Here is a 26,787-nt window from a genome sequence, read left to right as displayed (position 1 = left end):
TGCTATGTAAATACCGTTTAAGCCAAAGAATGTTTCTTTTTCCAGTCCTCAAAAAATGGCGGATTAGTTAGCTGCAGCACAAAAGTATCACGGCTTAAAAAAACCTGTGTTGTTGATGCCGTAACCACTACTTCGCCGGTTGCCGCGTTTAGCAGGCGATAATTAAAGTTAAGGCGGGCGGCTTCACTGGGTATATACTCGGTTTCAATAATTACGCTATCGCCGTAACGCAACACTTGTTTGTATTTACAATCCATGCTTACAATTGGCGTAACATAGTCATTATTATAAACGGTAAGGTAATCTATACCAAATGCTTTTCCAAAAGCCTCGCGGCCATCTTCAAAATAACGCACATAATGCCCATGCCACACAATGCCCAACGAATCTACCTCGCTAAACTTTACACTTATTTCGGTGGCATGTTTTAGTGTTTTTTGCAATGTTCTTTTCTGATAAAAAAGGCAAATTTTGCCCTGTATGTATGATGATGAACCATACAGCGATGACTGTAAGGTTAGTTTAGATTTAATTTATTGTTGTTGAATTATAAAAACTTTCATCTGGCATTGCGCCAGTATTTCATCGCCCCGCTTCACCTTGCCCGATATCAGCGTTACATCAAATATTTGATTATCAATAGTAATTTCGGTTTCTAAGATATCGTTTATTTGAGGTAGCGCAAATACTTCCAGGTTTTTAATGGCGCCAATATAGCCAATTGCATCGGGTTTTGTTTCGTTTAAGGCAATATATCCGGCGCGTGCAGCCGCGGTTTGCGCTATGTTTTCAACTAATCCACACTCACCAAGCTCGCCGTCTTCAACCAATACGTTATCTGCCTTTACGCAAAAGCTGGTGCGGCTGCTTTTCTCGTCACTATAAATCAAATGATCTATCATCACGAAAGGGGCTTTCTGCGGAATGAGGTCGGGCGTGTTTGCTGGAGGTGTAAACATATTGAATGCAGAATGTTAAAAACGTTGCAGGTATTACAGGCTAAGGCTTAAAGTTATTGGCTCTTCTTAAAATTCACTAACACTTGCTTTAAACAAGTTCTTTAGCATTTACCTTGGTTTCTACATACAGGTAAAAATCCTGGAAGGTGGTAATGCCAGCAAAGTCTTCTGGCTGTACTTTAAAATTAAAATTGCTTTCAATTACTACCACAAGGTCAATATAGTCAAGGCTATCAAGCTCCAGGGTATCCTTTAATACAGCTTCGGGCGTAATTTTAGCTACGTCTATCTCAAATTCCTCGGCCAGGAATTCATTGGTTTTAGCTATAATTTCTGAAAATAACATAAGGTGGTTTAGATAAGATTAATCAATATATTTTTTGATGATCAGGGACGAGTTGGTACCGCCAAAGCCAAACGAGTTTGACAAAAACACGTCAATGTTTCGCTCAATGGTTTTAGTAGCGATGTTTAACTTTTCAGAATCCTCATCAGGGCTTTCGAAGTTAATGTTTGGCGCTATGAACGAGTTTTGCAGCATCAGCATAGAGTACACTATTTCGCTGGCGCCGGCCATCCAGCACTCATGGCCGGTCATAGATTTGGTTGAGCTTACCGGCGGCTTGCTCGTTCCAAAAACCTCGTGAATGGCTTTTGCCTCGCTGGCATCACCTGCAGGGGTTGATGTAGCGTGGGCGTTAATATAGTCGATATCGGCCGCGCTCATCCCGGCATCCTTTAACGCCATAGCCAAAGAGCGTACTGGCCCCCCAACGGTTGGGTTTGAAATATGGCCGCCATTTGATGAAAAGCCATAGCCAACAACCTCGCCCAAAATAGTGGCCCCACGGCGTTGTGCCGATTCAAGGCTTTCCAAAATCACGGTTGCCGCGCCACCGCTTGGAACCAGCCCATCACGACTACGATCAAAAGGGCGCGATGCTTTTGTTGGATGCGCCTCCATCACAGAGAATGCCGAAAGCGCGTCAAAACTCCCCATTGAAAAATGGTTAAGCTCCTGCGCGCCGCCACATATTATGCCTTCCTGTAGGCCGCTTTTTATTAAATGATAACCTAAACCAATGGCATGCGAGCCACTGGCACAAGCAGCGCTAACAGTTAAGTTGATGCCTTTTAATTTAAATATGGTAGCCAGGTTCATGCTCACGGTGGAATTCATGGTTTGAAAAACCGCTCCCGAGCCAACCAGCATGGTGTCTTTTTTTAGCCGGATGGTGTCTATGCATTCTATCACCGGCTTGGCCGAACTATCATTGCCGTAAAGCACGCCAATTTCATGCTGATCAAGGTAATCCATATCTATCCCGGCCTGGCCCAGGGCTTCGATGGTAGCCATGTAGGCATATTCGCCTTGTTCGGGCAGCATGATGCGCGCTCTTCTGTCCAGTTTTTCTTTAAGGTTTGGGCGGTCGACAAAGCCGGTTAAGCCAGATCGGTAACCAAACTCTTTACGCTGCATATCTAATAATATTCCAGACCGGCCCTGGAACAGCGAATCTCTTACATCGTTTAGATTTTTGCCTATACACGAGTAAATTCCCATTCCTGTAATCACAACTCTGTTCATAACGCTACTGGCGGCTTAATCAATTACAAATACCTTTAAAACTAATTAAATTTATTTAACGATTGAAATTTTAAAAATGATGCTTTTGTGAACAAATGATTAATCAGGAGTATAAACCGCCATTAACAGAAATTACTTCGGCTGTAATATATGATGCCTCCGGCGATGCCAAAAAGCCAACTACAGCGGCTACTTCTTCGGGCGTGCCGAAGCGCTTAATGGGGATCATTGATTTAAGTTCTTTTTCGTCGAGCCCATCGGTCATATCCGTACGGATAAAGCCAGGAGCCACCGCATTAACGGTAACGCCACGGCGGGCAACTTCCTGCGCCAGGGCTTTAGTGGCACCAATAACACCAGCTTTAGCAGCCGAGTAATTAACCTGCCCCGGCAAGCCTTTTAAGCCCGATAGAGAGACCACATTGATAATACGGCCGTATTTTTTAACCAGCATGCTGTTTAACACCGTTTGGGTTACGTAAAAGAAACCGCCCAGGCTGGTGTTTAAAACGCTATCCCACTGCTCATCCTTCATCCACATCATCAGGGTATCATCCTTAATGCCGGCGTTGTTTACCAGTACTTCAATATATTTTTCGGTATTGGTTTCAATCCAGCTACCTAAAACGGCGCGGATATCTTCTTTACCGGCTACGTCGAATTTAATGATCTCGCCATCGCCGCCATTTTCTTTGATGGTAGCTAAAGTGTTTTCGGCTTCGGTTTGATTGCTTTTATAGTTTACAAGCACATAATAGCCCATTAAACCCAATTTATGACAAATTGCTTTACCTATCCCCCGTGATCCGCCTGTCACTAATGCACATTTCATATCTGCTAAAATTATTAAATGCTAAAAACTATAATACAGATGAGTTTCTTTTTTTGATGAGGTGAACATGTTCCGATTTTTCGAAATACTGTTTTACTCTCGCCAAATCTTTGTACTTAGGCGCATCCTCCACAAATTTGGGGAATATAGCCCTAAGATCAGTGTAAACCAGATGTGTTGTTGGCGATAGTTTTTCAGAACAATCCAAGTGATCAATAGCCTGCAGTACTGACATCATCTGGATAGCCAATACTTCAAAAGTATTATCAATAACCTTTTTGGCAATCAGGGCCGAGTTACAGCCCATGCTCACAATATCCTGGTTGTCATTATTGTTAGGGATGCTGTGCAGGTACATCGGGTATGATAGGGTTTGATTTTCGGCTGTTGTTGAGGTAGCCGTAAATTGCATACCCTGCATCCCGAAATTAAAACCTAAAACTCCGAGGTTTACAAAAGGCGGGAACTTATGGTTCAGCTTTTCGTTCAGGATATAATTCAATTGCCTTTCAGATAGCATGCATAATTTAGTGATCGCAATCTTCAGTTTATCCATAGCCAGCGAAACATAATCGCCATGGAAATTACCGCCATGGAAAATATTTTTGTTTTCGTGGTCGATAACAGGGTTGTCGTTCACGGAGTTCAACTCATCAGTAACCACACGTTCAACTTCAAAAATAGTATCATAAACAGGGCCTAATACCTGTGTTACACAACGCAGAGAGTAATATTCCTGTACTTTATCCAAAAACACTTCCTGGTTAAGGTTATCAGGATTGTATAAATGTTCAGACCGATCACGGATCATTTTGCTGCCGGTGAGCACATCGCGCATAATGGCGGCAACTTCGTTTTGACCGCGGTGGTGTTTTACGGCGTTAAGCTCATAAGAATAATGATCGTCATAAGCCTGTACCACCTCGTTCATCATGGCTGATAATACTACCGACCACTCCAGCAGTTTTTTAGCCTGGATAATGTTCAGCATGCCAATCCCCGTCATGGCCGATGTACCGTTGATGATGGCCAGGCCTTCTCTTATCTTGATGGTTAAGGGCTCAATACTCAACTCTTTCAATACATCTTCGGTGGCGCGTTGTTCGCCTTTATAGCTTAGCTCGCCTTCGCCAATGAGTACCAGTGCCAGGTGGGCCAGCTGTACCAGATCGCCGGATGCGCCTACACCGCCATGTTCAAATACATTGGGGGCAACATCTTTATTAATTAAATCAACCAATAATTTAGGCAAATCAATATGCACGCCGGACCGGGCCTGCACAAAGCTGTTTAACCGGGCTATCATTAAAGCTTTTACCAGCAGGGGTTGCATCAGGTTGCCACCTCCCGAAGCATGGCTGCGGATCAGGTTATATTGTAGTTGCAGCAGGTTTTCTTCGCTTACCTTGTATTGCGCCATTGGCCCAAATCCGGTATTGATACCATATATCAGTTTGTTGGACGAGAAGCCCTGCAAAAACTGGTAATTAACTTCCACATTCTTTACAACCGATGCATCTAAGCCAACCTCTTCGTTGTCAAACAGAATCTTAGAAAAATCATCGGCAGTAAGATACCGCCCCCCTATATGTATCATGAACTATAATTATATTTAGATAAAAGCCTGGGAAACTTCATTAAAAATTCACCCAAAAAACGTCCGAAAATAGGATAAATATTTTGAAATATGATACTACCCGGCGCAATATTGACGAGGCTGACCCCGCAAAGGTTGCAACGGGATTGAATTTTTTTCTATCCCAATTTCCTGCAATGGATAGAAAAAGATACCGGTAACAGGGCTAAGGCCTTATACAATATAATGGCATAGCTTATGCTTAAGGCATTGCCATTTTATAGGGCTAATAGCTATGGAAAAGCACTTGCTGACCAATACTTGTCAATTTAATTAGCAGGCTGCAATACTTTCTCAAACGCTTTGCGCGGGCTGCCCCGGAAAAACACTTCGCCGCAATATTGATAGCCCATTTTTTGGAATAACGCCAACATGGGGGCATTGTCAAAATTGGTATCGGCCTTTACGCTGTATATGTTGTTTTGTAAGGCGTAGTCATCAATAAAGTTCAGCATCACTTTTGAAAACCCTTTGCCCAGGTATTTTTCTGATACGGCCACCCGGTGGTAAACAACAAAATCGGCATTGGTTAGCCATTGGCCTTTAATATCGGCGTAGGCGGGTTCGTCGTTAACTATAACGGCGCAGTAGGCTATAATATCTTTATCATTGAGGATCACATAGCCGTGGCCCTGCTCAATATCGCTTTTAATTACTGCGGGATTGGGGTAACCGTCTTGCCACTGGTCGCTGCCATCTTGTTTGCGGCGGTTAATGGCTGCTTGCAAAATCTCCCAAATCTGATCGAGTTGGTTAATGGTTGCCTTTTCAAACTGGTAATCCATAATGTATTTGTTTAGCTATTTACTTTAATTGTTGGACTAAGTTACTCTGCCAGCGGCGCTATTACCGGTTCTTTTGCGCCCCGCTGTTTGTTTTTGTACCATACCCGGCACATTTGCAGGGCCAGGGAAATGAGTATTAAAAACAAGCCAAAGTAAAAACTTGCCGATAGTACCCGGTTTTCTTTATAAATAACAATGGCAAGCAGTATGGTATACAGTGGCTCCAGGTTAAAAGTAAGGCTTACCGTAAACGACGAAATATGCCTTAAAGCGCTTACAACCAACAGGTATAATCCTATGGTGCAAAACACCGATAGTATGAGTAGCCAGCCAAAATCTGATAACGAAGGCAATAATGATGCCGCCGGCGAAATGAAAAGAAACGCCGGCATAATTAAAGTTAAACCCAGCACGCCGCCAATCATCTGGTACAGGATAATGGTTTCGCCCCGGTGGTTTTGGGCAAGGCGCTCATTATAAACGGTGTAAAGGGCCGAGAATACCGACGATATAACGCCCAGGATAATGCCTGTTCTGAAGCTGGTATCCATACCAAATATGAGCGAGATACCGCAAAGGGTAATACCGCTTAACAAAAGCTCCTGTACCGAAAGTTTGGTTTTATTAAGCAGTGGTGCCAGCAGCGCGTTGAAAAAACTGGTTAGCGCAAAGCATACCACACCTACAGATATGTTTGAATATTTGATACTCCCGTAAAAAAACAACCAGTGAAAACCTAAAATAGCACCGGCAAAGCCAATGCGCTTTTTTGCAGCCAGGGAGGTTTTTTCGCTTTTGCCGCTGAAAGTGATAATGATGAACATCACTACGGCCGCAATGAGGGTACGGTACCAGCTGATCAGTCCCGCGTTTAAAGTAATAAGTCGGCCAAATACGCCCGTGAACCCGGCAAGTATTAAGGCCAGGTGAAGTTTTATATATGCCTTTTTCATGAGGTATAAAATTAAGCTACGCTGCATGGCAGGTAGGATGTTGATAATTGATGAATGAACAGGAAAATGATATGGCACCGCATACAGCCCGCCGTTTTTAAATAAAACATGCCGCTATACCGACCAATATTATTGGGCGACTAAACTATTGGAGGAGGCAATACGCTTTTGTTCATCATTATTAGCCCGATACATCATTGTTGACATACTGCTGGCAAACGTATGCAACTTTGACTTAGCTTGCAAATGTTAGTTGATAAAACAGGTGTACCGTGCTACAAACAAAGTTGTTGCCCGCAAATCAACAAAACGGCAATGAGCCTGTTATTTTATAACTTTACCGCTAAGCATCACTAACGCAGGCATAACTATGGACTTGAAAACTTTTACTAAACTTCCGTTTTATATTAAACTGGCCTGTGTGCTGTTTAGCCTATTCGCGCTGGGTTATTTGGTTATTATCGCCAAAGAGATCCTGTCGCCATTAATATTTTCGTGCCTGTTCTCTATTTTATTATTGCCTGTAGCTTCTTTTTTTGAAAGAAGGCTACGATTGCCGCGCAGTGCCGCCTCTATGACGGCAGTTGTGCTTCTGCTATCCATGATTGGCTTACTAATATTTATTATCGGCTCGCAAATTGCCGATCTGGCTAAAGACTGGCCAAAGTTCCAGGCGCAAATCAGCCAATCCATGTGGCAGTTCAGAGGCTGGGTGCAGGATACTTTTCACGTAACGCGCGGCAAGCAGCTTAGGGTGGTAAACTCGGCTGCCGATAAAATGATGTCGCCAGATCCTTCGGTTGTAGGTGCAACGGTGTTGTCGTTATCGTCTATCCTATTGTTCCTGGTGTTTACTTTTATTTATACCTTTTTCTTTTTGTTGTACCGCAGGCTGATCATGAAATTCCTGGTATCCGTTTTCCTGCCAGAAAATAAGACTATCGTGCATGAAGTGATAGAGCAGGTGCAGCACATCATTCGCAAATACATCATGGGCTTGCTTATTGAAATGAGCATTATCGCGGCCGGCGTAAGCGTGGCCTTTAGCTTTATGGGGGTGCAATACGCCATTTTGCTGGGCTTACTTACAGGGTTGTTTAACATTATACCCTACGTAGGTATTTTTAGCGCCCTGGTAGTAAGCGCCGTGGTTACGCTGGGCACATCGCCGGATAGTACTAAAGTTATCTGGGTAATGGTTACGCTGGTGGTTACCCATTTAATTGATAGCAACGTGTTGCTGCCTATAGTGGTTGGTTCAAAAGTTAAGATCAACGCGCTTATAACAGTACTTGGTGTGGTTATTGGCGAAATGATATGGGGTATTCCAGGCATGTTCCTATCCATCCCCAGCATAGCGGTGCTCAAAATTATTTTCGACCGGGTAGAAAGCCTGCAGCCATGGGGTATTATCCTGGGCGATGACGAGAAGGAGCAAAATAAGCTGGCAAAAGGTAAACGGGTGAAAAATAAGAAAGTGGTTATTGAGGACGTGGAGCCATCGGTGTAACTGATAGACCGACACTAATGCCAACTTACGGGGATGTTTTCTGACCAGGGCAATGAGCGCCTTAAGGATGAAAATAAAAGAGGCCATTCAAAAGATAAAGTTTTCTTTTGAGATGGCCTCGTAGCAATCAGTCAGTTAATAGTTAATTAATATTAGGGGAGAGCTTACCTGGCACTTTCAACGCGCGGGGCAGTCTCGTTAAGGGAATCGGTATTCGCGGTGATTACAACGCGGGTAGGCAAATCAGCAACAGTGGGGAACAGGTAGGTAGTTTCTACCTCACCGCTATCGCCTGGTTTAATTTCATTTTCAGGATCAACATTTGATTCGGCCAGCTTATTGCCAATGGCATCATAATAAGATGCTTTTAACTGTAAGTTATTAACAGGCGCCTGGCTGCTGCGTTTAACATATGCACGTACATGAAACAGGCCGTGGCTTTCATCATATTTATCAGTGGCGCGGGTAATTTCCACACCTTTAAGGCTATTATTCACTTCTATATTTACGGTGGTATCGCTTTCGCTTAAATCACAGCTGCTAAAAAAAACGCTTACCATTATCAACAATATCAGGGCTTTCATACGCTTTTCGTGTTTTGTTATTTGAATAAAGTAAGGCAAGCACCATGCCAAACCGAAAATGCGCTTAATTATTAATTAACAATCCCCAAAAGTGACGCAACAATTCCCCAATTCGTCAAAAAGTAAATCAGATAATCCACACATCATATAAAACACTAATTTTGTTATGTCGAAAAATGTGGTTTTTAAATTGGTAACAATTAGAGGGAATTAATGAACAGTGCTGATGTAGTAAGTAAACGGTTTGATGAATTGCAGGTATGTGTAATAATACCTACTTATAATAACCACCTTACCCTGGCCGGTGTAATTACCGATGTATTGGCCTATAGTAACCACATTATTGTGGTAAATGATGGCTCAACAGATGATACCGAAGCCATTGTAAAAGGTTTCCCTGCTGTGCAGCTCATCAGTTATCCCCAAAATGTAGGTAAAGGCTGGGCTTTACGCCAGGCCTTTGCATATGCTATGGATAAGGGCTACCAATACGCCATCACTATCGACTCGGACGGGCAGCACTTTGCCAAAGATATCCCCGTGTTTTTAGATAAGCTTGAAAACGTGCGCGACGCCATTATTATAGGCTCCCGTAATATGGACCAGGCCGCGGTGCCGGGTAAAAGCAGTTTTGGCCATAAATTTTCCAACTTTTGGTTTTGGGTAGAAACGGGAATCCATTGCCCCGATACACAATCGGGTTTCAGATTGTACCCTTTGTACCTGTTACAGGGAATGAAATTCCACACCGTAAAGTACGAATTTGAAATTGAGGTGATTGTACGGGCCTCGTGGTGTGGCGTGCACATGGACTCGGTACCGGTTACGGTTTACTATGCACCTAAAGCAACCCGGGTATCGCACTTCAGACCCGTTACCGATTTTTCGCGCGTGGGGGTACTGAACGCTTTTTTGGTAGTAATTGCCTTTGTTTGGATTAAACCGCGCGATTTTTTCCTTAACCTGTTAAAAAAAAAGGGCCGTAAGAAGATAATCGCCTCGCTGTATAATCCTAATGACAGCGACGAGGTTAAGGCCCTGTCTATAGGTTTGGGTATTTTTATGGGAATAGTACCCATATGGGGTTTTCAGCTGGTGGTGGCTATATTTCTGGCTATTGTATTTAAACTCAACAAAGCGCTGGTGGTTTTTTCGGCACATATCAGTATCCCGCCTATGATTCCCATAATTATATTTTTGAGCTATAAAGCGGGCGAACGCTGGATGGGCGATAGAGTTACCAATATGGAGTTTAGCTCCAACATATTTAAAACCATAAGGGAACACCTGGAGCAATATATTTATGGCAGCCTTACGCTGGCGGTGGTGGCATCACTTGGTATTGGTTTAATCACTTACGCGCTGCTCAAAGTGTTAAAAAAATCGCCGGCTGCCCTGTAAGCCTGTAGTAATGGAAAAAAGCCTGATCCTTATATATCATTATTTTGCCCGCCACAAGGTTGTTTTTTACACCGTGTTTGTTGGCTGCTTTTTGTTTTTGGGCTATTTTTCATCGCGGGTAAAGTTTGAGGAGGATATCAGCAAGGTTATCCCAAAGGATAAAAAGATCAACAAGCTTAACGAGGTTTTTCAAAACTCCAAATTTTTAGATAAGCTGGTGATTATGGTATCGCTTAAAGACAGTACCGCAGCTGCCCGCCCCGATAGCCTGGTTGCTTTTGCCGACGAATTTGCAACCAGCGCAACCGAAAAACTGAAACCCTACATAGGCAAAACCAATTTTAAGGTTGATGATGACGTGGTAATGAAACTATTCGGCACCATTAATCAGCGCCTGCCCATTTACCTTAACCAAAGGGATTACCAAACCATTGATACGCTCATCACTGCCGAAAAGATAAAGCAAACCCTGGCGTATGATTACCGCACGCTCACATCGCCGGCTGGCATAGCACTAAAAAGTATCATCAGTAATGATCCGGTGGGGATCTCCTTCATCGGGCTAAAAAAATTGCAGCAGTTACAGTACGATAAAAACTTTGAGCTATATGATAATTACGTAGTTACTAAAGATCATAAAAACCTGCTCATGTTTGTCACCCCGGCGTACCCGCCAAACAACACGGGTAAAAACGGATTTTTAATAAAAGGTTTAGACGGGCTGGTAGATAGCCTGAGCCATAAAGGTACACGGGCTGCGACTGCTACCTACTTTGGTTCGGCGGCGGTTTATTACGGTAATGCTTTACAACTACGTAGGGATACCGCGCTTACCCAGGGCGCTACCGTAGTGGTGCTTATTTTATTTTTAGGCTTGTACTTCCGCAAAAAACGGGCACCGGTTATTATCCTCATCCCGGTGCTTTTTGGGTCGCTGTTTTCGCTTACGGCAATTTACTTTTTAAAGGGTAGTATTTCAGTTATCGCTTTAGGTACCGGTTCGGTGGTGTTGGGCATCGCCATTAATTATTCGCTGCATGTGTTTAACCATTACCGGCATACCAAAAGCGTGGAGCAGGTATTGAAAGATCTGGTGATGCCGCTTACCGTGGGAAGCTTTACCACCATCGGCGGCTTCTTGTGCCTGGAGTTTGTAGAATCGGAAATGCTGAAAGACCTGGGGCTGTTCGCGGCCTTTAGTTTAATTGGCGCGTCTATCTGTTCGCTGGTGTTTTTGCCGCAGTTTATCGCCACTAAAAAGGAACAGGAAAACCACAGCTTTAACCAGCTCTCGTGGATTGATAAACTGGCTTCGTTTAATCCCGAGTATAATAAGTACATCGTAATCGGCATACTCCTGTTAACCGGCGTGTTTTTTTACAAGGCTAACGACGTAACTTTTGAGTTTGACGTAGCCAAAATGAACTATATGCCACCGGCTTTGCAGCAATCGCAAAACAAGCTCAATAAAATAAACCAGTACGCCCTGCAATCGGTTTACCTGGTATCTGAAGGTAAAACCTTAGACCGGGCCTTAATTAACAACGAAAAACTGGCCGCGCAGATAGACAAGCTGAAGCAACAAAATATTGTAAAGCGCTCATCGGATGTATCATCATTCATCATATCAGATTCGCTGCAGAAAGAACGCGTTGCCCGCTGGAATACCTATTGGACTGCCGAAAAGAAACAACAATTATTAGCTACCCTTGAAAAAGAAGGCAAAGCGCAGGGATTCAGCGCATCGGCTTTTGAAAAATTTAAAACACTCCTCAATACCGATTTTTCGCACACTAACGATGACGATGTGGCCGAGATCAGGAAAAGTTTCCTGGATAATTTTATTAACGAATACCCCAGCCATTCCACCGTGGTAACGCTGGTGCAAACCTCGCCAGAAAATAAAGCAGCCATTTACAAAGCTTTTGAAAACGACCCTAATGTTACCGTTATTGATAAGCAATACCTCACCAATAAATTAGTGCAGATCATCAATGCCGATTTTACCAGCATAGCGGTGATGTCATCAGCGCTGGTATTTATTGTGTTGTTGCTTACCTACGGCCGTATGGAACTGGCACTCGTTTCCTTTATCCCGATGGCTATTTCCTGGATCTGGATTTTGGGGTTGATGGGCATTTTTGGCATAGGCTTTAATATCGTCAACATCATTATATCTGCATTGATATTTGGCCTGGGCGATGATTACAGCCTGTACATTATGGATGGCCTGTTGCAGGAGTATAAAACCGGCAAAAAGGTGTTATCATCCTATAAATCATCCATCTTTTTATCGGCTATAACTACCATAACCGGCTTGGGGGTATTGATATTTGCTAAACACCCGGCATTACGCTCAATAGCGGCCATTTCCATTATCGGTATTTTATGCGTGGTCATTATGTCGCAGATATTGATCCCTTTCCTGTTCAATATCCTCATTAAAAACCGCACACATAAAAAACAGTTCCCGTGGACTATAAGCGGTTTCGCCATCAGTATTTTTGCCTTCGCTTACTTTGTTACCGGGTGTATCATTTTATCATTGCTGGGCTTTTTGTTTAAGCTTAACCCCTTCAATAAAGAAAAAGGCAAGCTGGTGTATCATCACATTATGGCCCGGTTTTCATGGTCGATGATTTACATTATGGGCAATGTAAAAAAGGAGATCATTAACAAGCACCTGGCCGACTTTAAAAATCCTTCGGTCATTATAGCCAACCACCAATCGTTTTTAGATATTTTGATTTTGGTGATGCTTAACCCGAGGCTCATCCTGTTCACCAATAACTGGGTTTGGAACTCGCCGGTGTTTGGCGCGGTGGTGCGCATGGCCGATTATTTCCCCGTAGCGCAGGGTACCGAAGCCAGTATCGATTTACTGGCCGATAGGGTAAAGCAAGGCTACTCTATAGTGATTTTCCCAGAGGGAACTCGCTCTGTTGATGGTGAGATTAAGCGTTTTCATAAAGGAGCCTTTTACCTGGCCGAACAGCTGGGCGTAGATATTCAACCCATACTCATCCACGGTACAGGCTACTGCATGACCAAAGGTGATTTTCTGCTGAAAAACGGGACCATCACCCTAAAATACCTACCCCGCATAAAACCAGGCGATATCGGTTTTGGAATAGGCTACGCCGAGCGTACCAAGGCCATCAGCAAACATTTTAAAGCCGAATACAAACAGCTATGCCAACAGGTAGAGCAGCCCCGCTATTACCGCGAACAACTGATATACAACTACCTGTATAAGGGTCCGCTATTGGAATGGTACATGCGGATAAAGACCATACTCGAAAAAAACTATCAACCTTTTCATGACCTGTTGCCGTTAAAAGGCCGGATGCTGGATATTGGTTGCGGCTATGGTTTTATGCCTTATATGCTGCATTTTGCAGCGCCGGGGCGCGAATTTACCGGTATTGATTATGATGAGGATAAAATAGAAGTTGCTAATAACAACTTTAATAAAGATAGCCTGATTCGCTTTGAATATGCCGATGCGCTTGGCTTTGAAATGGAACCTTATGATGCCATTATTATTGCCGATGTATTGCACTATATGCAGCCTGATGAACAAAAAGTACTCATTGAGCGCTGCATGAATAATCTTAGGCCGGGCGGCATCATCATCATTCGTGATGGGAATAAGGACCTGAAGGAAAAGCACCGCGGCACCGAGCTTACCGAATTTTTTTCGACTAAGTTTGTTAAGTTTAATAAGGCCAGCAAGGGCTTATCGTTTTTATCGGCGCAAATGGTGCATGCTTTGGCGGAGGCTAATAATATGCAATGCCGCATAATTGATGAAACTAAGTACACATCAAATATTATTTTTGTAATTAAAAAGTGATGAGTGGGTTTACAATCCCCTCTTGAGAGGGGGCGGGCCGGCACAGCGAAATGGCAGGGGTGTGTTAAACGCGCGATAACACACCCCTGCCCCTCTCAAGAGGGGATTCCACCGCACGGCCTCGTTTTAAACCCCAATAAAAGAGGGATAAACGATAACATAAAACAAGGAATTAGATAAATGGAGATTTTTGATGCCGTAATTATCGGCAGCGGTATGGGGGGATTGGTGAGTGCCGATTTATTGAGCAGGGAAGGGTTTAAGGTTTGCGTTATTGAAAAAAACCAACAGATTGGTGGTTCGTTGCAAACCTATGTGCGCGATAAGGTGATCTTTGATTCGGGCGTGCATTACCTTGGCGGGCTGGATAAAGGCCAAAACCTGTACCAGATTTTCAAATACCTTGACTTGATAGATAGGCTTAAATTACAAAAACAGGATGTTGTTTTTGATAAGATAGGCATTTACGAAGAAGATACCGAGTACGAGTACGCCCAGGGCTACGATAACTTCATTAGCCATATACTAAAACACTTCCCCGGTGAGGAAGCGGTGTTGAACGCCTATTGCGATAAGATCAAAGAGGTGTGCAGCAAATTTTCATTATATAACCTTAAAAGCGGCGACGATTTTAATGAAAAATCGGGCGTGCTGGAAATTGATACCAAGGGTTTTATTGAGTCGTTAACCGATAACCCGCGTTTGCAGGCCGTGCTTGCCGGCAACAACGCATTGTACGCCGGGCAGGCCGATAAAACGCCCTTTTATGTACACGCGCTGATATTGAACAGCTACATAGAAAGTTCTTATAAATGTATCGATGGCGGTTCGCAGATTGCCAAGTTGATAGCGAAAAACATCCGCTCGCGCGGCGGGATTATTAAACGTTATTGCGAGGTAAAACGTATTGTGGTAGAGAATGGCGAGGTTACCCATGTAGAAATCGCCGACGGTTCAAAAATTTACGGCAAGCAGTTCATCAGCAATATGCACCCGGTGCAAACACTGGAAATTACCGACTCGGATATCATCAAGCCGGCCTACCGCAACCGACTAAAAGGCCTGGAAAATTCGGTATCGTCATTTACCCTCAACGTGGTTTTTAAAAAGGATAGTTTCCCTTATTTTAATACCAACTATTATGTAGGCAAGGACGGCCATGTTTGGGATATTGCCGAATATAAAGAAGAGAACTGGCCGCTGGGGTATGCTTATTTTATGGCCCCATCATCCAAATCGCCCAATTTTGCCGATGGTGCATCTATACTTACCTATATGCGTTTTGAGGAAATGAAGCCATGGGAAGATACGTTTAATACCGTAGCCAACGTTAATGAACGGGGCGAAACGTACGAGGAGTTTAAGAACCGTAAAAGCGAAAAACTGCTGGATATGGTAGAGAAAAAGTTCCCGGGTTTTAGGGATCATATTCAGTCCTACTATTCTGCAACACCGCTAAGCTACCGTGATTATATTGGTAATGGCGATGGTTCATTGTACGGCATTGTAAAAGATTATAAGCATACGTTAAAAACATTTATATCGCCGCGTACCAAAATCCCTAACCTGTATTTTACCGGGCAAAATTTAAACCTGCACGGCATTTTGGGTACGGCCATGAGCGCTATTGTTACCTGTACCACGTTGTTGGGGAATGATGAAATTATTGGGAAGATAAGGAATGCGTAAGGGGGGAGAATATTACGAGTTATAAAAATCAGAGGATTGTAAACGAGAGAATGACGTAGATTGCATAGCGTAGAAGACTCACCCGGCGAGGCTACGCCCGCCACCCTCTCTTCACCTGCGGTGGAAAGAGGGGTTTGAAGGCGGATGCATAATGTATTTACGCTACTATCAATCGTTCAAACCCCTCTTTCCGGCGAAGCCGAAGAGAGGGTGGCCAGCGAAGCGTAGCCGGGTGAGTCTTAGCCAGCGTTCAAAGCGAACGTTTATGTAATGTCTAACTAATCATCCTACAGAACAATTAAAACACAACTAAAAAAATACAACCTGAAACAGAACAAAAAATTTAGCTGGAAAAAATTCGGGAAGCGCGTTGGATACGCTTTTCTTGGATTTGTGCTGTCGGTACTAATCGGCATGGCATACCTGTATGCCGTGGCTATTGATTACCCGCCCGAGCCTAAAGACCTGAGCAGCCTGCAGCTTAAACGGCAGCAGCCATCAACGGGCTTTTATACCATTAATAACAGCTGGTTTAGGAAAAGCAAAAGTGGTTTGTTTGAAATGTATGTAGAGGGCAAACCATTTGAGCGTGGTGTAATTAACGGCAAGCTGAGCCAGGAATTGGTTGTTGCCCAGGAAGACCATTTTGTGGAGCAGATTAGCCGGATTGTACCCTCAAATTTTTACCGTCACTTTTTAAAATACTTTATTGCCTGGTTTAACCGCAACCTTGATAAAAATGTAACAGAAGAATATAAAGAGGAGATCTACGGCATTTCTAAATCGGCATCAGATAAATACCAATACATCGGCTCCAATTATCAGCGTATTTTAAACTACCATGCTGCACATGATATTGGCCACGCCCTGCAAAGCATGGCCCTGGTTGGCTGTACCTCTTTTGGCACCTGGGGTGTTAAAAGTGAAGACAGCACCATGATCATTGGCCGTAATTTTGATTTTTACGTTGGCGATAAATTTGCGCAGGATAAGATGGTGGCATTTTTTAACCCATCTGAAGGGCACAAGTTCATGACCGTTACCTGGGGCGGTTTTATTGGCGCGGTATCGGGCATGAATGATAAAGGGGTATGCGTAACCATTAATGCAGATAAAACCAATATCCCAACAGGCGCGGCAACACCGGTATCGTTGGTGGCACGTGAGATATTGCAATACGCGGCTAATGTACAGGAAGCGTATGCCATTGCCAAAAAGCGCAAAATGTTTGTCTCTGAAGCTTTCCTGATAGGCTCTGCCGCCGACAATAAAGCCGTGGTGATTGAAAAAACGCCCGATACGCTGGATATGTACGATCCGCACCAGGATTATATTTTGTGCGCCAATCATTTCCAAAGCAAGGGCCTTAGCCAATCAAAAGAAAATAAGATCCAGATGGCCGAAAGCGCTTCGCGATACCGCTATAACAGGTTAATGGAATTGTTGAATGCCAACGGCAAAAACACGGTGCAAAAAACCATCGCTATTTTGCGCGATCAAAAGGGCATGCACGGCGAAAATATTGGTATGGGCAATGAGAAGGCCATTAACCAGCTGATGAGTCACCACAGTATTGTATTTGAACCTAAAAAGCTATTGGTTTGGGTAAGCACATCCCCATGGCAATTAGGCGAGTATGTATGTTACGACCTGAAAAAAGTATTTGATTTGCGCGGCATGAAGCAAAACCAGGAAATCATCGAACAAAACCTAACCGTACCGGCTGATACCTTCCTGTCGACAACGCAATACAAAGATTTTGTAAACTTCCGCCGCATGCGCCAACGGGTGTTGGATAACCAGCCCATTAACCCCGATAGCCTGGTAGCCAGTAACCCCCAATACTATTTTGCTTATGTAATAGCCGGCGATTATGCCTTTAAGCTTAAAGACTATAAAAAGGCTTTAAGTTACTATGAAACCGCCCTTACCAAGGTGATTGCCACTAAGAAAGAGGAGGATCACATTAAGGCGCAGATTAAGAAGTGTAAGGGCCTCACCTAAACGGCACAGCCATCATGAGTGCCAAAAGCAAATTAAAATACGAATAATCCTCTCCAAAGGAGAGGACTTGGATTTGCATGGTTGATTTTACAGTACCGCTACCGCAAGCGTCCCGCTTGTGGTCTGCGTTTAGGTAATAGTTAGTTAAGTCTGCTTCGGGTAGTTCGAAGGCTGGCGCGTAATATATTGCAGCCTTTTTATTTCCTTCTCCAAAGGAGAAGGCCGGTATGAGGCTCTTAATTCACTAAATCTATCTGATGTCCTATGATATCCAATTCATTTTGATGAAATGAACCCGTGTATGATAGTGTTTTGTATTTTTCCTGGTTTATTTTATAAATGTTAGCCAGCCATACTCCGTGGCTATAAAGCGAGTAATATAAGCCTTTAAGCACGGCATCTTCTTTAGCGCGAATGTTCAAGTCTATTTGCTGGTCCTGAATGGCATAGTGTATGTCGAAGTTTTTCATATAGCGATGTTTGGTATTAGGTGTAAAACGCTCTAATATAGCTAATTGTTTGCAATTGTTAATTTATTGTTATCAAAAAAACAGTTACTTATTTCCAGTCTTTTCGAGATACTCGCCCAATGGGATATCAAGACCGAAGCCCAGAAAGATGAATTTAAACGGATCTTCATTTTTTATAAAGGGCAATCCAACAACTAAGTTCACATCTAAAGAGTTATAAAAGCGAAACCCTGTTCCAATACCTATATGCGGATAATTGAAATTCTTTTCGGTAGACGTATTGGCTATTGAATACAAAAGACCAGATCCGTACATGATAAAATACCATTCATTTATAAATGGTGAACTCTTATTTAGATTAACATCGTCGGTAATAGCGTTGCGGTAACCGTTGGTTAACCTGTAGTTTTTTAACCTGAATTTTACACCGATTTTTTCAGAAGCAAAACCGATATTATTTATTTTATCTGTAGCACCTGGTAACAAAACCTGATGCGGGAAAAAGTTTTGATTTAAACCAAGCGTTAAATAAAGATTAAAATTAGATTTATTGTGGCTATTGTAATACTGCGATAATTCATTAAGAAACGACGCTACATCAAGCTGTACATATTGCTTGTTATCATTTACAATGGTATATTTTTTTATCGCATTAATAAAAAGCACATACAAATCTTTAAACTCACCGTCCTGTAGATTATCCTCTACTTTTCCGTTGGCAAATTTTAACAGGTTAATCATATTTTCATATGTCTGGGCCTGATCAAGATTATCCAGGTTTGAAACAAATTTAAAGAGGTCAACCAAGTCGGAATTATAGTTGTTAAGTCCATTTACGCTTCGTATGGCCCTTATTTTTATCAAACCAGAGAATGTGACAAAATTATTGATAAGACTTGTAAGCTTCTCATCGCCCACAGATGGTTTCCCCGCGGCGTCGGTTTGTGTTTTATAAAATTGGACGCCGTATTTTATAAAGTTTGGAATTACTTCATCTTCAAGATAATAAATATCACTAATATTTACAGTTTCTTGTTTTGATATGGTATTTAGTTTACTGTAGGTCTGCGCTAAAAATGTTGTGTATTCTTGAATGGCTGATGCTGAATTATTCTCTATCCTGAAATCATTTAATGACGTGAATTTTTTCAGAAGCGACGTTAAATAAAGCTGGTAAAAATAATTAGTTTCAAAAGCCAGCTTTTTATACTGCTCGGTTAAAACAGCATCTGTTTTCAAAAAGGCATTATCAGTTATTTCATAGGCTTTTTTAAAATTGCTATTGTTAAAGAAACTGACGGGGCTATCGGCCCCAAGTAAACTTTGATTTGTACTCAATGATCTGTTAATGACTGTTCTTTGAAGTGCAGAATCTTTTTGCACTTTTTTAATTTGATTATTTAAATTTTGGAACGGTACAGCCACGGTGTTGCTGCCAGGAAGAAACCCTATGCTATCGGGGGGTATAAAATAATGGTGAACGGAGGTGTCTTTTAATAAGGAGCTCCGCTTGCTTCTCATCGACAATAAAGAGTCGGCCAACCGTGTCTGAGTTCCGATCAAAAGTTTGAGATTTTTTAGGGTGTCTGTTTTCTTTTTTATGCTGGTTATTTGCAATACGGTTTTTTTATAATCAACATCGGTAGTTGTCAAATTCTTGTTATCGCCCAAAACCGTCATTTGAATGAGTGAAGCCAATTCAACATCACCCACGCTTTGACTAATTTGTGCAACGTATTTTTTTATAAGACTATCTTTAATCGAAATGCCTTTTTGAGGGGTAATTTTAGTTGCAAAAAATTCTTTTATAATATCGTAGTTAGATATATAGGGGCTTATGAAAGCATTTATCTGCGCGTAAACGCGATCAAATTCATGGGCCATATTCATAGATAGTTCGGATCCGTTTGATACGAGGTCCTTGTAAAAATAGGCTTGGTGATAGTCAATTTTGTTTTTAAAGAAACCTTTCTTCTGGAGGGAATCGTTGTTTGATAAAACCGTACTTGCTATATCGAGTATAATATTAAACGGAATGGTGGTTGACGTATCATTATAAGAGTGTATGTTAAAGTTTAAGTTTAGACCGATATCAGCCAATTTATTTTTTACTGTTATCAGGCTTTTTTGAACCGCTTTTAACTGCTTAATTAATGCTACTTTTTGTTCTCTGGTTTTCGCGTTATTTATATCAATATTAAGGGCTGCTGCTTTGTTTGTAAGATCTTTTTGCTGAAGCTTATAATCATTTGCTCGCACATTGGTTTTGTCGTCGTCGAGCATTTTAATCAATTGATCGCTATAAAGGCTGGTTTTGGTATAGCTATCGCTGAAAATCTTTTTTAAGTATATCTTATTTACTGAATCTGCCTTGTATGCTTTGGCAATGCCCAAAGCAAGTGCATAGTTTGTAGTAAGTTCTATTATTTCTTTTTCAATTACTTTAGGATTTTTTTCGTTGATAAGGATATTAAGACTACTTTGAATGTAGGATTTGGTAGTAATATTATCAGACGGAAAAAGCTTTATTACAAAACGCTTTAAGGCTTCTTGCTTTAATTCGCCCTGTTTTTTTATAATTATACTGGTAAGGCTGTCAACATTTATCGCTCCCTTTTTATAAGTAAGAGCTTCAAGCCCGGCAGATAAAGTTGGCCCGGTTTGAGCAAACGCAATAGTTTGACAAAAAAGCAGCGTAACGGCAAGGTAAATAGGTTTCATAGGATATGGTTTGGTTGCCCAAATTTATCATTTTGAGTTTAAATACAGGCATTTGCCTTTGCAAAATGTGATTAAATATGGTTGACAGCGAAAGTTGTAGAATTTGTAAAAAGATTTTGCGGCAGGGAGCAACAAAAACTGTTTTAAATACACAGGCAAATTTGCCGGCAGAGGTATTTTAATAAAGAAAAGGCAAGAGGCTTTTTTGTTTTCATTTTGGGTGTGTACAATAAAGTATCAGAACAATATCCTCCTCTTTTATCTTTTGGTTCTCCATCACCTAAAAAACCTTTCGCCTTTTCCCTTTCACCTCAAAACTTACCGATTCATAGTACCCGTTTGTCGATACATCCAAACAAAACTTAGTTGCATGGGGCATCTTTAACTACTCGTATCGAAAATTTATGTCGGTTGCTTTAAAGGCTGAAAAAAACCTCACACTTATTACTTGTATCTTGTTGTCGCTTTTTTTTAGCGCGAAAACCCATGCCCAAAGCCTGGGCGATCCGGTAGTGAAAATTACATTCGGCTCGGGTACGGCAACAAGGGGCGGCGCGCTGGCTGCCGACTCAGGATCTACCACCTACATTTACAGCGGTAGCGGCGAGGTGGGCGAAAACTATTACACCATTACCAACCTGGTAAATACCGCGGTACATGGCAGCTTTGTTACCAGCTACGATCATGATTACGAAACTACCGGTAAAACCAACGGGTATATGATGGTAGTAAACGGCAACATACAGGCCGGTACAGTTTATACCCGTACGGTGCCCGGCCTTTGCGGCAATACCCAATACCAATTTGGAGTTTGGATAAAAAATGTGCTATCATCAAACGGCATTCCGCCCAATATGGTTTTTCATATTTATGCCGCCGATGGCACTACAGAACTGAGCACGCCGGTTTCAACAGGCGATGTACCCACGGGAAACGTATGGCATAACTATACTGCCAACTTTACGTTACCGGCTGGCACAGGCGATGTGATCATTAAACTGGTAAGCAACGCCAGCGGAACAGTTGGGAACGATTTCGCGGTAGATGATATTACTTTTAGTCCGTACGGTTCCACCGTATCAGCTGTATTTACTCAAACCACCGGCACTACCGAAAGCACCTGCGCCGGATCGGGCCAGACATATACCATAAAAGCCACCAGTACACTGGCAAGCGGTTATGTGCAAAAACTACAAATGTATGTTAACGGTGCCTGGATAGACCTGAGCACGGGCAGCACCACTACAACTTACACCATTACCTCGCCTACAACTGCCGGTACCTACCAATACCGGCTGGTTTCGGCGGCAACTGATAATATTAACTCGGCAAGTTGCGTGGTGGCCAGTAATAATCTTACTTTAACGGTTACTCCCGCCCCTACCGCGGCTTTCACCGTGCCTGCCAACACCTGTTTAGGTACGCCCACAATTTTTACAGATGCATCGGTTGCTAATGGAACCACCATCGCTTCCTGGCTTTGGGATTTTGGCGATGGGCAAACCTCTACCCTGCAAAACCCAGTGCATACTTATGCCACAGCAGGAGCTTACACCGTAAAACTAACTGTGGCAGGTACTACGGGCTGCTCGCCATCAACCATAAGTAAGGCTATCAGCATTAATGCCTTGCCTGTGGCCGCGTTTACCTTTACCAGCCCCGATTGTTTAACCCAGGCGGTTACTATTACCGATCAATCAACTACCGGCACAGGTACCACCATTACCAGCTGGGTTTGGGATTATGGCGATGGAACAACCGACACCAAAACAACGGCAGCCGCTTTTCAGCATTTGTACACAGCGGCGGGTACTTTTAACGTTAAGCTTACCGTTACAAATTCGGGCGGCTGTACGGCTACGGTTACTAAAAGTTTAAAGGTTAGTCCGTTGCCGGTAGCGGCATTCACTATGCCCGATGTTTGTTTGGCCGATGCTTCGGCAACTTTTACAGATGCCAGCACCATTGCCGACAACACAACCAGCGGCTTTACCTATTTATGGAACTTTGGCGATGCCAATGCTACAGCCGGCAATCCCAACACATCTACCCTAAAAAACCCATCGCATAAATACACCCAGGCGGCGGTTTACCAGGTTACGCTAACCGTAACATCGACCAGTGGTTGCGTATCTGCCATAACGCAAAGCTTTACGGTAAACGGTTCTATCCCGGTGGCGGCGTTTACGGTGATAGATCAGTCGGAACTTTGCAGCAACCACCAAGTAATGTTCACCAACAATTCCACGGTCGATTTTGGGAACATTACCAAACTGGAATGGTATTATGATTATGCCAACAACCCAGGTATGGTAGTTACCGATGAAAACCCAACTTACGGCAAATTATACGGGCACAATTATACCGCTTTTCATACCCCGGCAACGCAAAATTACCAGGTGCGGTTGGTTGCTTACTCTGGCGGTACCTGTGTATCTGTTATGGATAAAACCATTACCCTGCTTGCCCAGCCCGATCTTAGTTTTACGGCACCTGCGGCGGTTTGCGTTAATGGCGGAACAGTGCAGCTATCTGCTCAGGAAAATGCAGGTGTGGCTGGTAGCGGCACCTACCAGGGCACTGGTGTAAGCAGCACCGGTTTGTTCGATCCCGCAACATTCGGGGTGGGTACATTTGCTATCAATTATATTTATACCGCCACTAATGCCTGCGCCGATACGGTGAGTCAATCTATTACCGTTAATCCTGTGCCGACTATTAACGTGGGGCCGGATATTACGGTACTATCGGGTGGTAGCTCTACCCTACCCGCTACAGCCAGCGGAGCGGGATTGACGTATTCATGGTCGCCCGCTACCTATCTGAGCGATGCCACGGTTCTTAATCCTGTGGTTACTCCTTTGCAGGATATCGCTTATACGCTTACCGTTACCACCATTAGCGGCTGCTCGTTAAGCGGGCAGGTAAAAGTTTCGGTTTTGCAGGGCCCTGTAGTCCCCAATACATTTTCGCCCAATGGTGATGGTACTAATGACCAATGGGTTATCAAATACCTGGATACCTATACCAATTGTACCGTTGAGGTTTACAACCGCTATGGAGCCAAACTATTTGCATCGGTAGGTTATGCCGTGCCCTGGGATGGTACCTATAACGGTGTACCCGTGCCGGGTGGCGTGTATTACTATATTATTAACCCTAAACACGGGCGAAGCACGCTTTCCGGATCACTAACCATATTGCGATAGGGTTGATTGATCTATTCTTCTTCTTCATGCGCGAAATGCTGACGGAGCTTTTCTTCTTCCAAATCGAGCAGATCTAACTGGTGGCGAACAATATCGTCATTGATGTTTTCCTTTTTGTTAAGACTGAGCAGCAGTTTACGCTGTTCAGTCATCAGGTGACTCATGATGTTGCGGTAATCTTTATAATATTCGTCGGCGCGGTGGGCGTTATCGCCTTTTTCCCAGTCTTTAAGCAGGGCCATATCGGCCGTTAGGCGCAATTGTAATGCCTTGACCATATCATTGGTTTTGAGATGATCGGTATAATAATTTTCGAGCAGGTTGAGTGACAGGTGCGATAGCTTTTTTCGTACCAATTGCTGTTGCTGATCAAAGGAAATGGTATAATCGGGATCGGGCATGTTTACCCATTTAACCAATGCCGGTAGGGTTAGTCCCTGCAAAACCAGCGTAACCATAATTACCACAAAGGTGATAAACAGAATGAGATTGCGCTGCGGAAATGCAGCGCCCGATTGAAGCACAACCGGCACGCTAAGAGCCGCCGCCAGCGAAACTACACCACGCATACCGGCCCAGCCAAACAATAGTGGCCCTTTCCAGCCCGGAGTAGGATCGGCGGTGGTGATAAACCTGCTTATAAATACGGTAAATATGCTTGCGCCCATTGTGCTTAATAAGCGGGTAACTATTAAAATACCGGTAATAATTAAGCTGTATTTGATGGCCGGCTGCAGACCATCGGGGCCAAGCTCCCTGATGATTACCGGGAACTCCAAGCCTATTAGTATAAAAACAAAACCGTTAAGCACAAATGCAACGGCCTCCCATACATTAACGCCACGTAAGCGGCCTTGATGGGTAAGAATTTCCTGCCGGCGAGCCGATAGGAACAAACCGCCGCTTACTACGGCCAGCACTCCAGAAAAATGAAACTCTTCCGCAGCCATGTACATTACATAGGGTGTAATAAGGGTGAGCACAATATCCATATTGCTTGTGGTAGGCAGCCAGCGATGGATGGCATAAAAACCGAGTGCCACTACCAGTCCGGTAGCTATGCCCATCACAATAACCAGCACAAAGCTGATAGCGGCCTGGCTAAACAGAAACGTACCCGTAGTTACGGCCGCCAGCGCAAACCTGAAGATCACTAAACTTGAGGCATCGTTCATCAAACTTTCACCCTCCACAATGCTTATGAAGCGCTTGGGTACCGTTACGGTTTTTAAGATACTGCTGGCCGATACGGCATCAGGAGGGGAAATGATGCCGCCCAATAAAAAGCCCAAGGCCAGCGTAAATCCGGGGATTAAGCTGCTGGATACCACCGCCACCACGCATGATGTTACAATAACAATAAGAAAAGCGAAACTGGATATCACCCTGCGCCATTTCCAGAAATCTTTCCATGACGTGTTCCATGCCGATTCATATAGCAGAGGCGGTAAAAATATGGCGAATATCAACTCGGGATCAATATGGATGCCATTTAAAAAGGGTACAAAGCCCAATGGTAGCCCGGCTAATACCAGTAGTATAGGGTAGGCTACTTTGATCTTTCGGGCCAGCATTACCACAAATAGAATTACGGCCAGCAGGCAGGTATATTGAATAATTAAATGGTGCATAGGCCTGGCTAAATTTATTTACAATATAGGGTTTGTAGCCTGCAAAACAGACTGCTTTTGGCATTGTTTTCCGCAAGGGCTTTTTTGCATTATATTGATGGGGTATAAAGATGCAATTCATCATATTTGTAAAACACGCTTAAAGTTGAGACGAACCAATGAAACTTGATCTTTACCAGGTAGATGCCTTTACCGATACTGTTTTTGGTGGTAATCCTGCCTGTGTTGTTCCGCTTACGGAATGGTTGCCTGATAGTCTGCTGTTAAAAATTACCCAGGAAAACGCCGTTGCCGAGACCGCTTTTTTTATTGACCACGGCGACTACATTCACCTGCGCTGGTTTACACCCGAAATTGAAATGGACCTGTGCGGGCATGCCACCCTTGCCGCAGCGCACGTATTAGTCTCCATTTTAAATTATAAAAAACAGGAAATCGTCTTTCACACCTTAAGCGGCGAGCTGATAGTTACGGTTGATAAGGGTTTGTATACTTTAGATTTCCCATCGAGAAAGCCTGAAAAAGCTACTTTGCCCGATATTATCAAAGGATCGTTAAATATTCAACCCCAGGAGGTATTTAAATCGCGGGATTATGTATTAGTTTATGATACTGAAACCGAAGTAAAAAGCATCAGCATTAACCGGCAGATTTTCGATCAGATCAATCTTGATCCGGGTGGCGTTATTGTTACCGCCAAGGGCGACGATTGCGATTTTGTTTCCCGTTTTTTTACCCCGCAAGCATTGATCCTGGAAGATCCGGTAACCGGCTCGGCGCATTGTTCGTTGATCCCCTTTTGGGCTGAGAGGTTAAACAAGAAAGCAATGAACGCGCTGCAGGTATCAGACCGCCTGGGCAAGTTGTTTTGTGTTGATAACGGCGACAGGGTTTTGATAAGCGGGAGAGCTAAAACGTATAGCTCGGGTTGTATTTGGGCTGATTAATAATAGCGATAA

General features: G+C 43.3%; 19 protein-coding genes. 7 read left to right on the top strand and 12 right to left on the bottom strand.

What is annotated here, in order from left to right:
- Positions 1-17 precede the first annotated feature (17 nt).
- From QWZ17_RS21900 to QWZ17_RS21865, 8 genes are all read right to left on the bottom strand, one after another.
- A complete protein-coding gene (locus QWZ17_RS21900) occupies positions 18-443 on the bottom strand; it encodes an acyl-CoA thioesterase (protein WP_290307453.1) in 426 nt (141 codons plus the stop codon).
- Positions 444-533: 90 nt separating this feature from the next.
- A complete protein-coding gene (locus QWZ17_RS21895) occupies positions 534-959 on the bottom strand; it encodes a hotdog family protein (protein WP_290307452.1) in 426 nt (141 codons plus the stop codon).
- 88 nt (positions 960-1,047) lie between these two features.
- On the bottom strand, positions 1,048-1,305 hold the full coding sequence (locus QWZ17_RS21890; protein ID WP_290307451.1) for a phosphopantetheine-binding protein: 258 nt from the start codon (positions 1,303-1,305) through the stop codon (positions 1,048-1,050).
- An 18-nt stretch (positions 1,306-1,323) separates the two neighbouring features.
- On the bottom strand, positions 1,324-2,547 hold the full coding sequence (locus QWZ17_RS21885) for a beta-ketoacyl-[acyl-carrier-protein] synthase family protein (protein WP_290307450.1): 1,224 nt from the start codon (positions 2,545-2,547) through the stop codon (positions 1,324-1,326).
- A gap of 103 nt (positions 2,548-2,650) precedes the next feature.
- The gene (flxB, locus tag QWZ17_RS21880; protein ID WP_290307449.1) at positions 2,651-3,379 is read right to left on the bottom strand and encodes a flexirubin biosynthesis SDR family reductase FlxB; all 729 of its coding nucleotides are present in this window, start codon (positions 3,377-3,379) and stop codon (positions 2,651-2,653) included.
- A gap of 28 nt (positions 3,380-3,407) precedes the next feature.
- Positions 3,408-4,976: a flexirubin biosynthesis tyrosine ammonia-lyase FlxA gene (gene flxA, locus QWZ17_RS21875; protein WP_290307448.1), complete on the bottom strand. Its 1,569-nt coding sequence runs from the start codon at positions 4,974-4,976 to the stop codon at positions 3,408-3,410.
- 308 nt (positions 4,977-5,284) lie between these two features.
- Positions 5,285-5,800, bottom strand: a complete 516-nt coding sequence (locus QWZ17_RS21870) for a GNAT family N-acetyltransferase (RefSeq protein WP_290307447.1) — start codon at positions 5,798-5,800, stop codon at positions 5,285-5,287.
- 41 nt (positions 5,801-5,841) lie between these two features.
- On the bottom strand, positions 5,842-6,753 hold the full coding sequence (locus tag QWZ17_RS21865) for a DMT family transporter (RefSeq protein ID WP_290307446.1): 912 nt from the start codon (positions 6,751-6,753) through the stop codon (positions 5,842-5,844).
- A gap of 370 nt (positions 6,754-7,123) precedes the next feature.
- Here QWZ17_RS21865 and QWZ17_RS21860 point away from each other — a divergent pair, with 370 nt between their 5' ends.
- The gene (locus QWZ17_RS21860; protein ID WP_290307445.1) at positions 7,124-8,263 is read left to right on the top strand and encodes an AI-2E family transporter; all 1,140 of its coding nucleotides are present in this window, start codon (positions 7,124-7,126) and stop codon (positions 8,261-8,263) included.
- 164 nt (positions 8,264-8,427) lie between these two features.
- Here the strand turns inward: QWZ17_RS21860 and QWZ17_RS21855 are convergent, their stop codons facing one another.
- Positions 8,428-8,847 (bottom strand): FxLYD domain-containing protein, encoded by a 420-nt coding sequence (locus QWZ17_RS21855; protein ID WP_290307444.1) that lies wholly within the window; start codon positions 8,845-8,847, stop codon positions 8,428-8,430.
- Positions 8,848-9,060: 213 nt separating this feature from the next.
- On the opposite strand from QWZ17_RS21855, the gene QWZ17_RS21850 reads away from it, so the two are divergent.
- The 4 genes from QWZ17_RS21850 to QWZ17_RS21835 all read left to right on the top strand — a co-directional run bounded on the left by QWZ17_RS21850 (position 9,061) and on the right by QWZ17_RS21835 (position 17,797).
- A complete protein-coding gene (locus tag QWZ17_RS21850) occupies positions 9,061-10,248 on the top strand; it encodes a DUF2062 domain-containing protein (protein WP_290307443.1) in 1,188 nt (395 codons plus the stop codon).
- A gap of 10 nt (positions 10,249-10,258) precedes the next feature.
- On the top strand, positions 10,259-14,104 hold the full coding sequence (locus tag QWZ17_RS21845; RefSeq protein ID WP_290307442.1) for a 1-acyl-sn-glycerol-3-phosphate acyltransferase: 3,846 nt from the start codon (positions 10,259-10,261) through the stop codon (positions 14,102-14,104).
- A gap of 180 nt (positions 14,105-14,284) precedes the next feature.
- On the top strand, positions 14,285-15,793 hold the full coding sequence (locus QWZ17_RS21840) for a phytoene desaturase family protein (RefSeq protein ID WP_290307441.1): 1,509 nt from the start codon (positions 14,285-14,287) through the stop codon (positions 15,791-15,793).
- 414 nt (positions 15,794-16,207) lie between these two features.
- Complete coding sequence (locus QWZ17_RS21835) at positions 16,208-17,797, top strand: C45 family autoproteolytic acyltransferase/hydrolase (protein WP_290307440.1); 1,590 nt, start codon at positions 16,208-16,210, stop codon at positions 17,795-17,797.
- 236 nt (positions 17,798-18,033) lie between these two features.
- On the opposite strand, the gene QWZ17_RS21830 is transcribed toward QWZ17_RS21835, so the two are convergent.
- Positions 18,034-18,267, bottom strand: coding sequence for a hypothetical protein (locus tag QWZ17_RS21830; RefSeq protein ID WP_290307439.1), 234 nt, complete (start codon positions 18,265-18,267; stop codon positions 18,034-18,036).
- 84 nt (positions 18,268-18,351) lie between these two features.
- A complete protein-coding gene (locus QWZ17_RS21825; protein ID WP_290307438.1) occupies positions 18,352-20,988 on the bottom strand; it encodes a hypothetical protein in 2,637 nt (878 codons plus the stop codon).
- A 455-nt stretch (positions 20,989-21,443) separates the two neighbouring features.
- On the opposite strand from QWZ17_RS21825, the gene QWZ17_RS21820 reads away from it, so the two are divergent.
- Positions 21,444-24,197, top strand: coding sequence for a PKD domain-containing protein (locus QWZ17_RS21820; RefSeq protein WP_290307437.1), 2,754 nt, complete (start codon positions 21,444-21,446; stop codon positions 24,195-24,197).
- Between the two features lie 11 nt (positions 24,198-24,208).
- On the opposite strand, the gene QWZ17_RS21815 is transcribed toward QWZ17_RS21820, so the two are convergent.
- Positions 24,209-25,828 (bottom strand): Na+/H+ antiporter, encoded by a 1,620-nt coding sequence (locus QWZ17_RS21815; RefSeq protein ID WP_290307436.1) that lies wholly within the window; start codon positions 25,826-25,828, stop codon positions 24,209-24,211.
- 158 nt (positions 25,829-25,986) lie between these two features.
- Between QWZ17_RS21815 and QWZ17_RS21810 the strand changes: the two genes are divergently transcribed.
- The gene (locus QWZ17_RS21810) at positions 25,987-26,775 is read left to right on the top strand and encodes a PhzF family phenazine biosynthesis protein (RefSeq protein ID WP_290307435.1); all 789 of its coding nucleotides are present in this window, start codon (positions 25,987-25,989) and stop codon (positions 26,773-26,775) included.
- The last annotated feature ends 12 nt before the right edge of the window (positions 26,776-26,787 follow it).

Origin of the sequence: Mucilaginibacter flavus (genome assembly GCF_030409315.1) — a bacterium.
In the GTDB taxonomy this organism is placed as follows: Bacteria; Bacteroidota; Bacteroidia; order Sphingobacteriales; family Sphingobacteriaceae; genus Mucilaginibacter; species Mucilaginibacter flavus.
This window is presented reverse-complemented; position numbering and strand designations above follow the sequence as displayed.

Coding starts and splice junctions, on each gene's coding strand:
- QWZ17_RS21895 (WP_290307452.1), bottom strand. CDS start 959: ATGTTTACACCTCCAGCAAACACGCCCGACCTCATTCCGCAGAAAGCC.
- QWZ17_RS21890 (WP_290307451.1), bottom strand. CDS start 1,305: ATGTTATTTTCAGAAATTATAGCTAAAACCAATGAATTCCTGGCCGAG.
- QWZ17_RS21885 (WP_290307450.1), bottom strand. CDS start 2,547: ATGAACAGAGTTGTGATTACAGGAATGGGAATTTACTCGTGTATAGGC.
- flxB (WP_290307449.1), bottom strand. CDS start 3,379: ATGAAATGTGCATTAGTGACAGGCGGATCACGGGGGATAGGTAAAGCA.
- flxA (WP_290307448.1), bottom strand. CDS start 4,976: ATGATACATATAGGGGGGCGGTATCTTACTGCCGATGATTTTTCTAAG.
- QWZ17_RS21870 (WP_290307447.1), bottom strand. CDS start 5,800: ATGGATTACCAGTTTGAAAAGGCAACCATTAACCAACTCGATCAGATT.
- QWZ17_RS21865 (WP_290307446.1), bottom strand. CDS start 6,753: ATGAAAAAGGCATATATAAAACTTCACCTGGCCTTAATACTTGCCGGG.
- QWZ17_RS21860 (WP_290307445.1), top strand. CDS start 7,124: ATGGACTTGAAAACTTTTACTAAACTTCCGTTTTATATTAAACTGGCC.
- QWZ17_RS21855 (WP_290307444.1), bottom strand. CDS start 8,847: ATGAAAGCCCTGATATTGTTGATAATGGTAAGCGTTTTTTTTAGCAGC.
- QWZ17_RS21850 (WP_290307443.1), top strand. CDS start 9,061: ATGAACAGTGCTGATGTAGTAAGTAAACGGTTTGATGAATTGCAGGTA.
- QWZ17_RS21845 (WP_290307442.1), top strand. CDS start 10,259: ATGGAAAAAAGCCTGATCCTTATATATCATTATTTTGCCCGCCACAAG.
- QWZ17_RS21840 (WP_290307441.1), top strand. CDS start 14,285: ATGGAGATTTTTGATGCCGTAATTATCGGCAGCGGTATGGGGGGATTG.
- QWZ17_RS21835 (WP_290307440.1), top strand. CDS start 16,208: ATGGCATACCTGTATGCCGTGGCTATTGATTACCCGCCCGAGCCTAAA.
- QWZ17_RS21830 (WP_290307439.1), bottom strand. CDS start 18,267: ATGAAAAACTTCGACATACACTATGCCATTCAGGACCAGCAAATAGAC.
- QWZ17_RS21825 (WP_290307438.1), bottom strand. CDS start 20,988: ATGAAACCTATTTACCTTGCCGTTACGCTGCTTTTTTGTCAAACTATT.
- QWZ17_RS21815 (WP_290307436.1), bottom strand. CDS start 25,828: ATGCACCATTTAATTATTCAATATACCTGCCTGCTGGCCGTAATTCTA.
- QWZ17_RS21810 (WP_290307435.1), top strand. CDS start 25,987: ATGAAACTTGATCTTTACCAGGTAGATGCCTTTACCGATACTGTTTTT.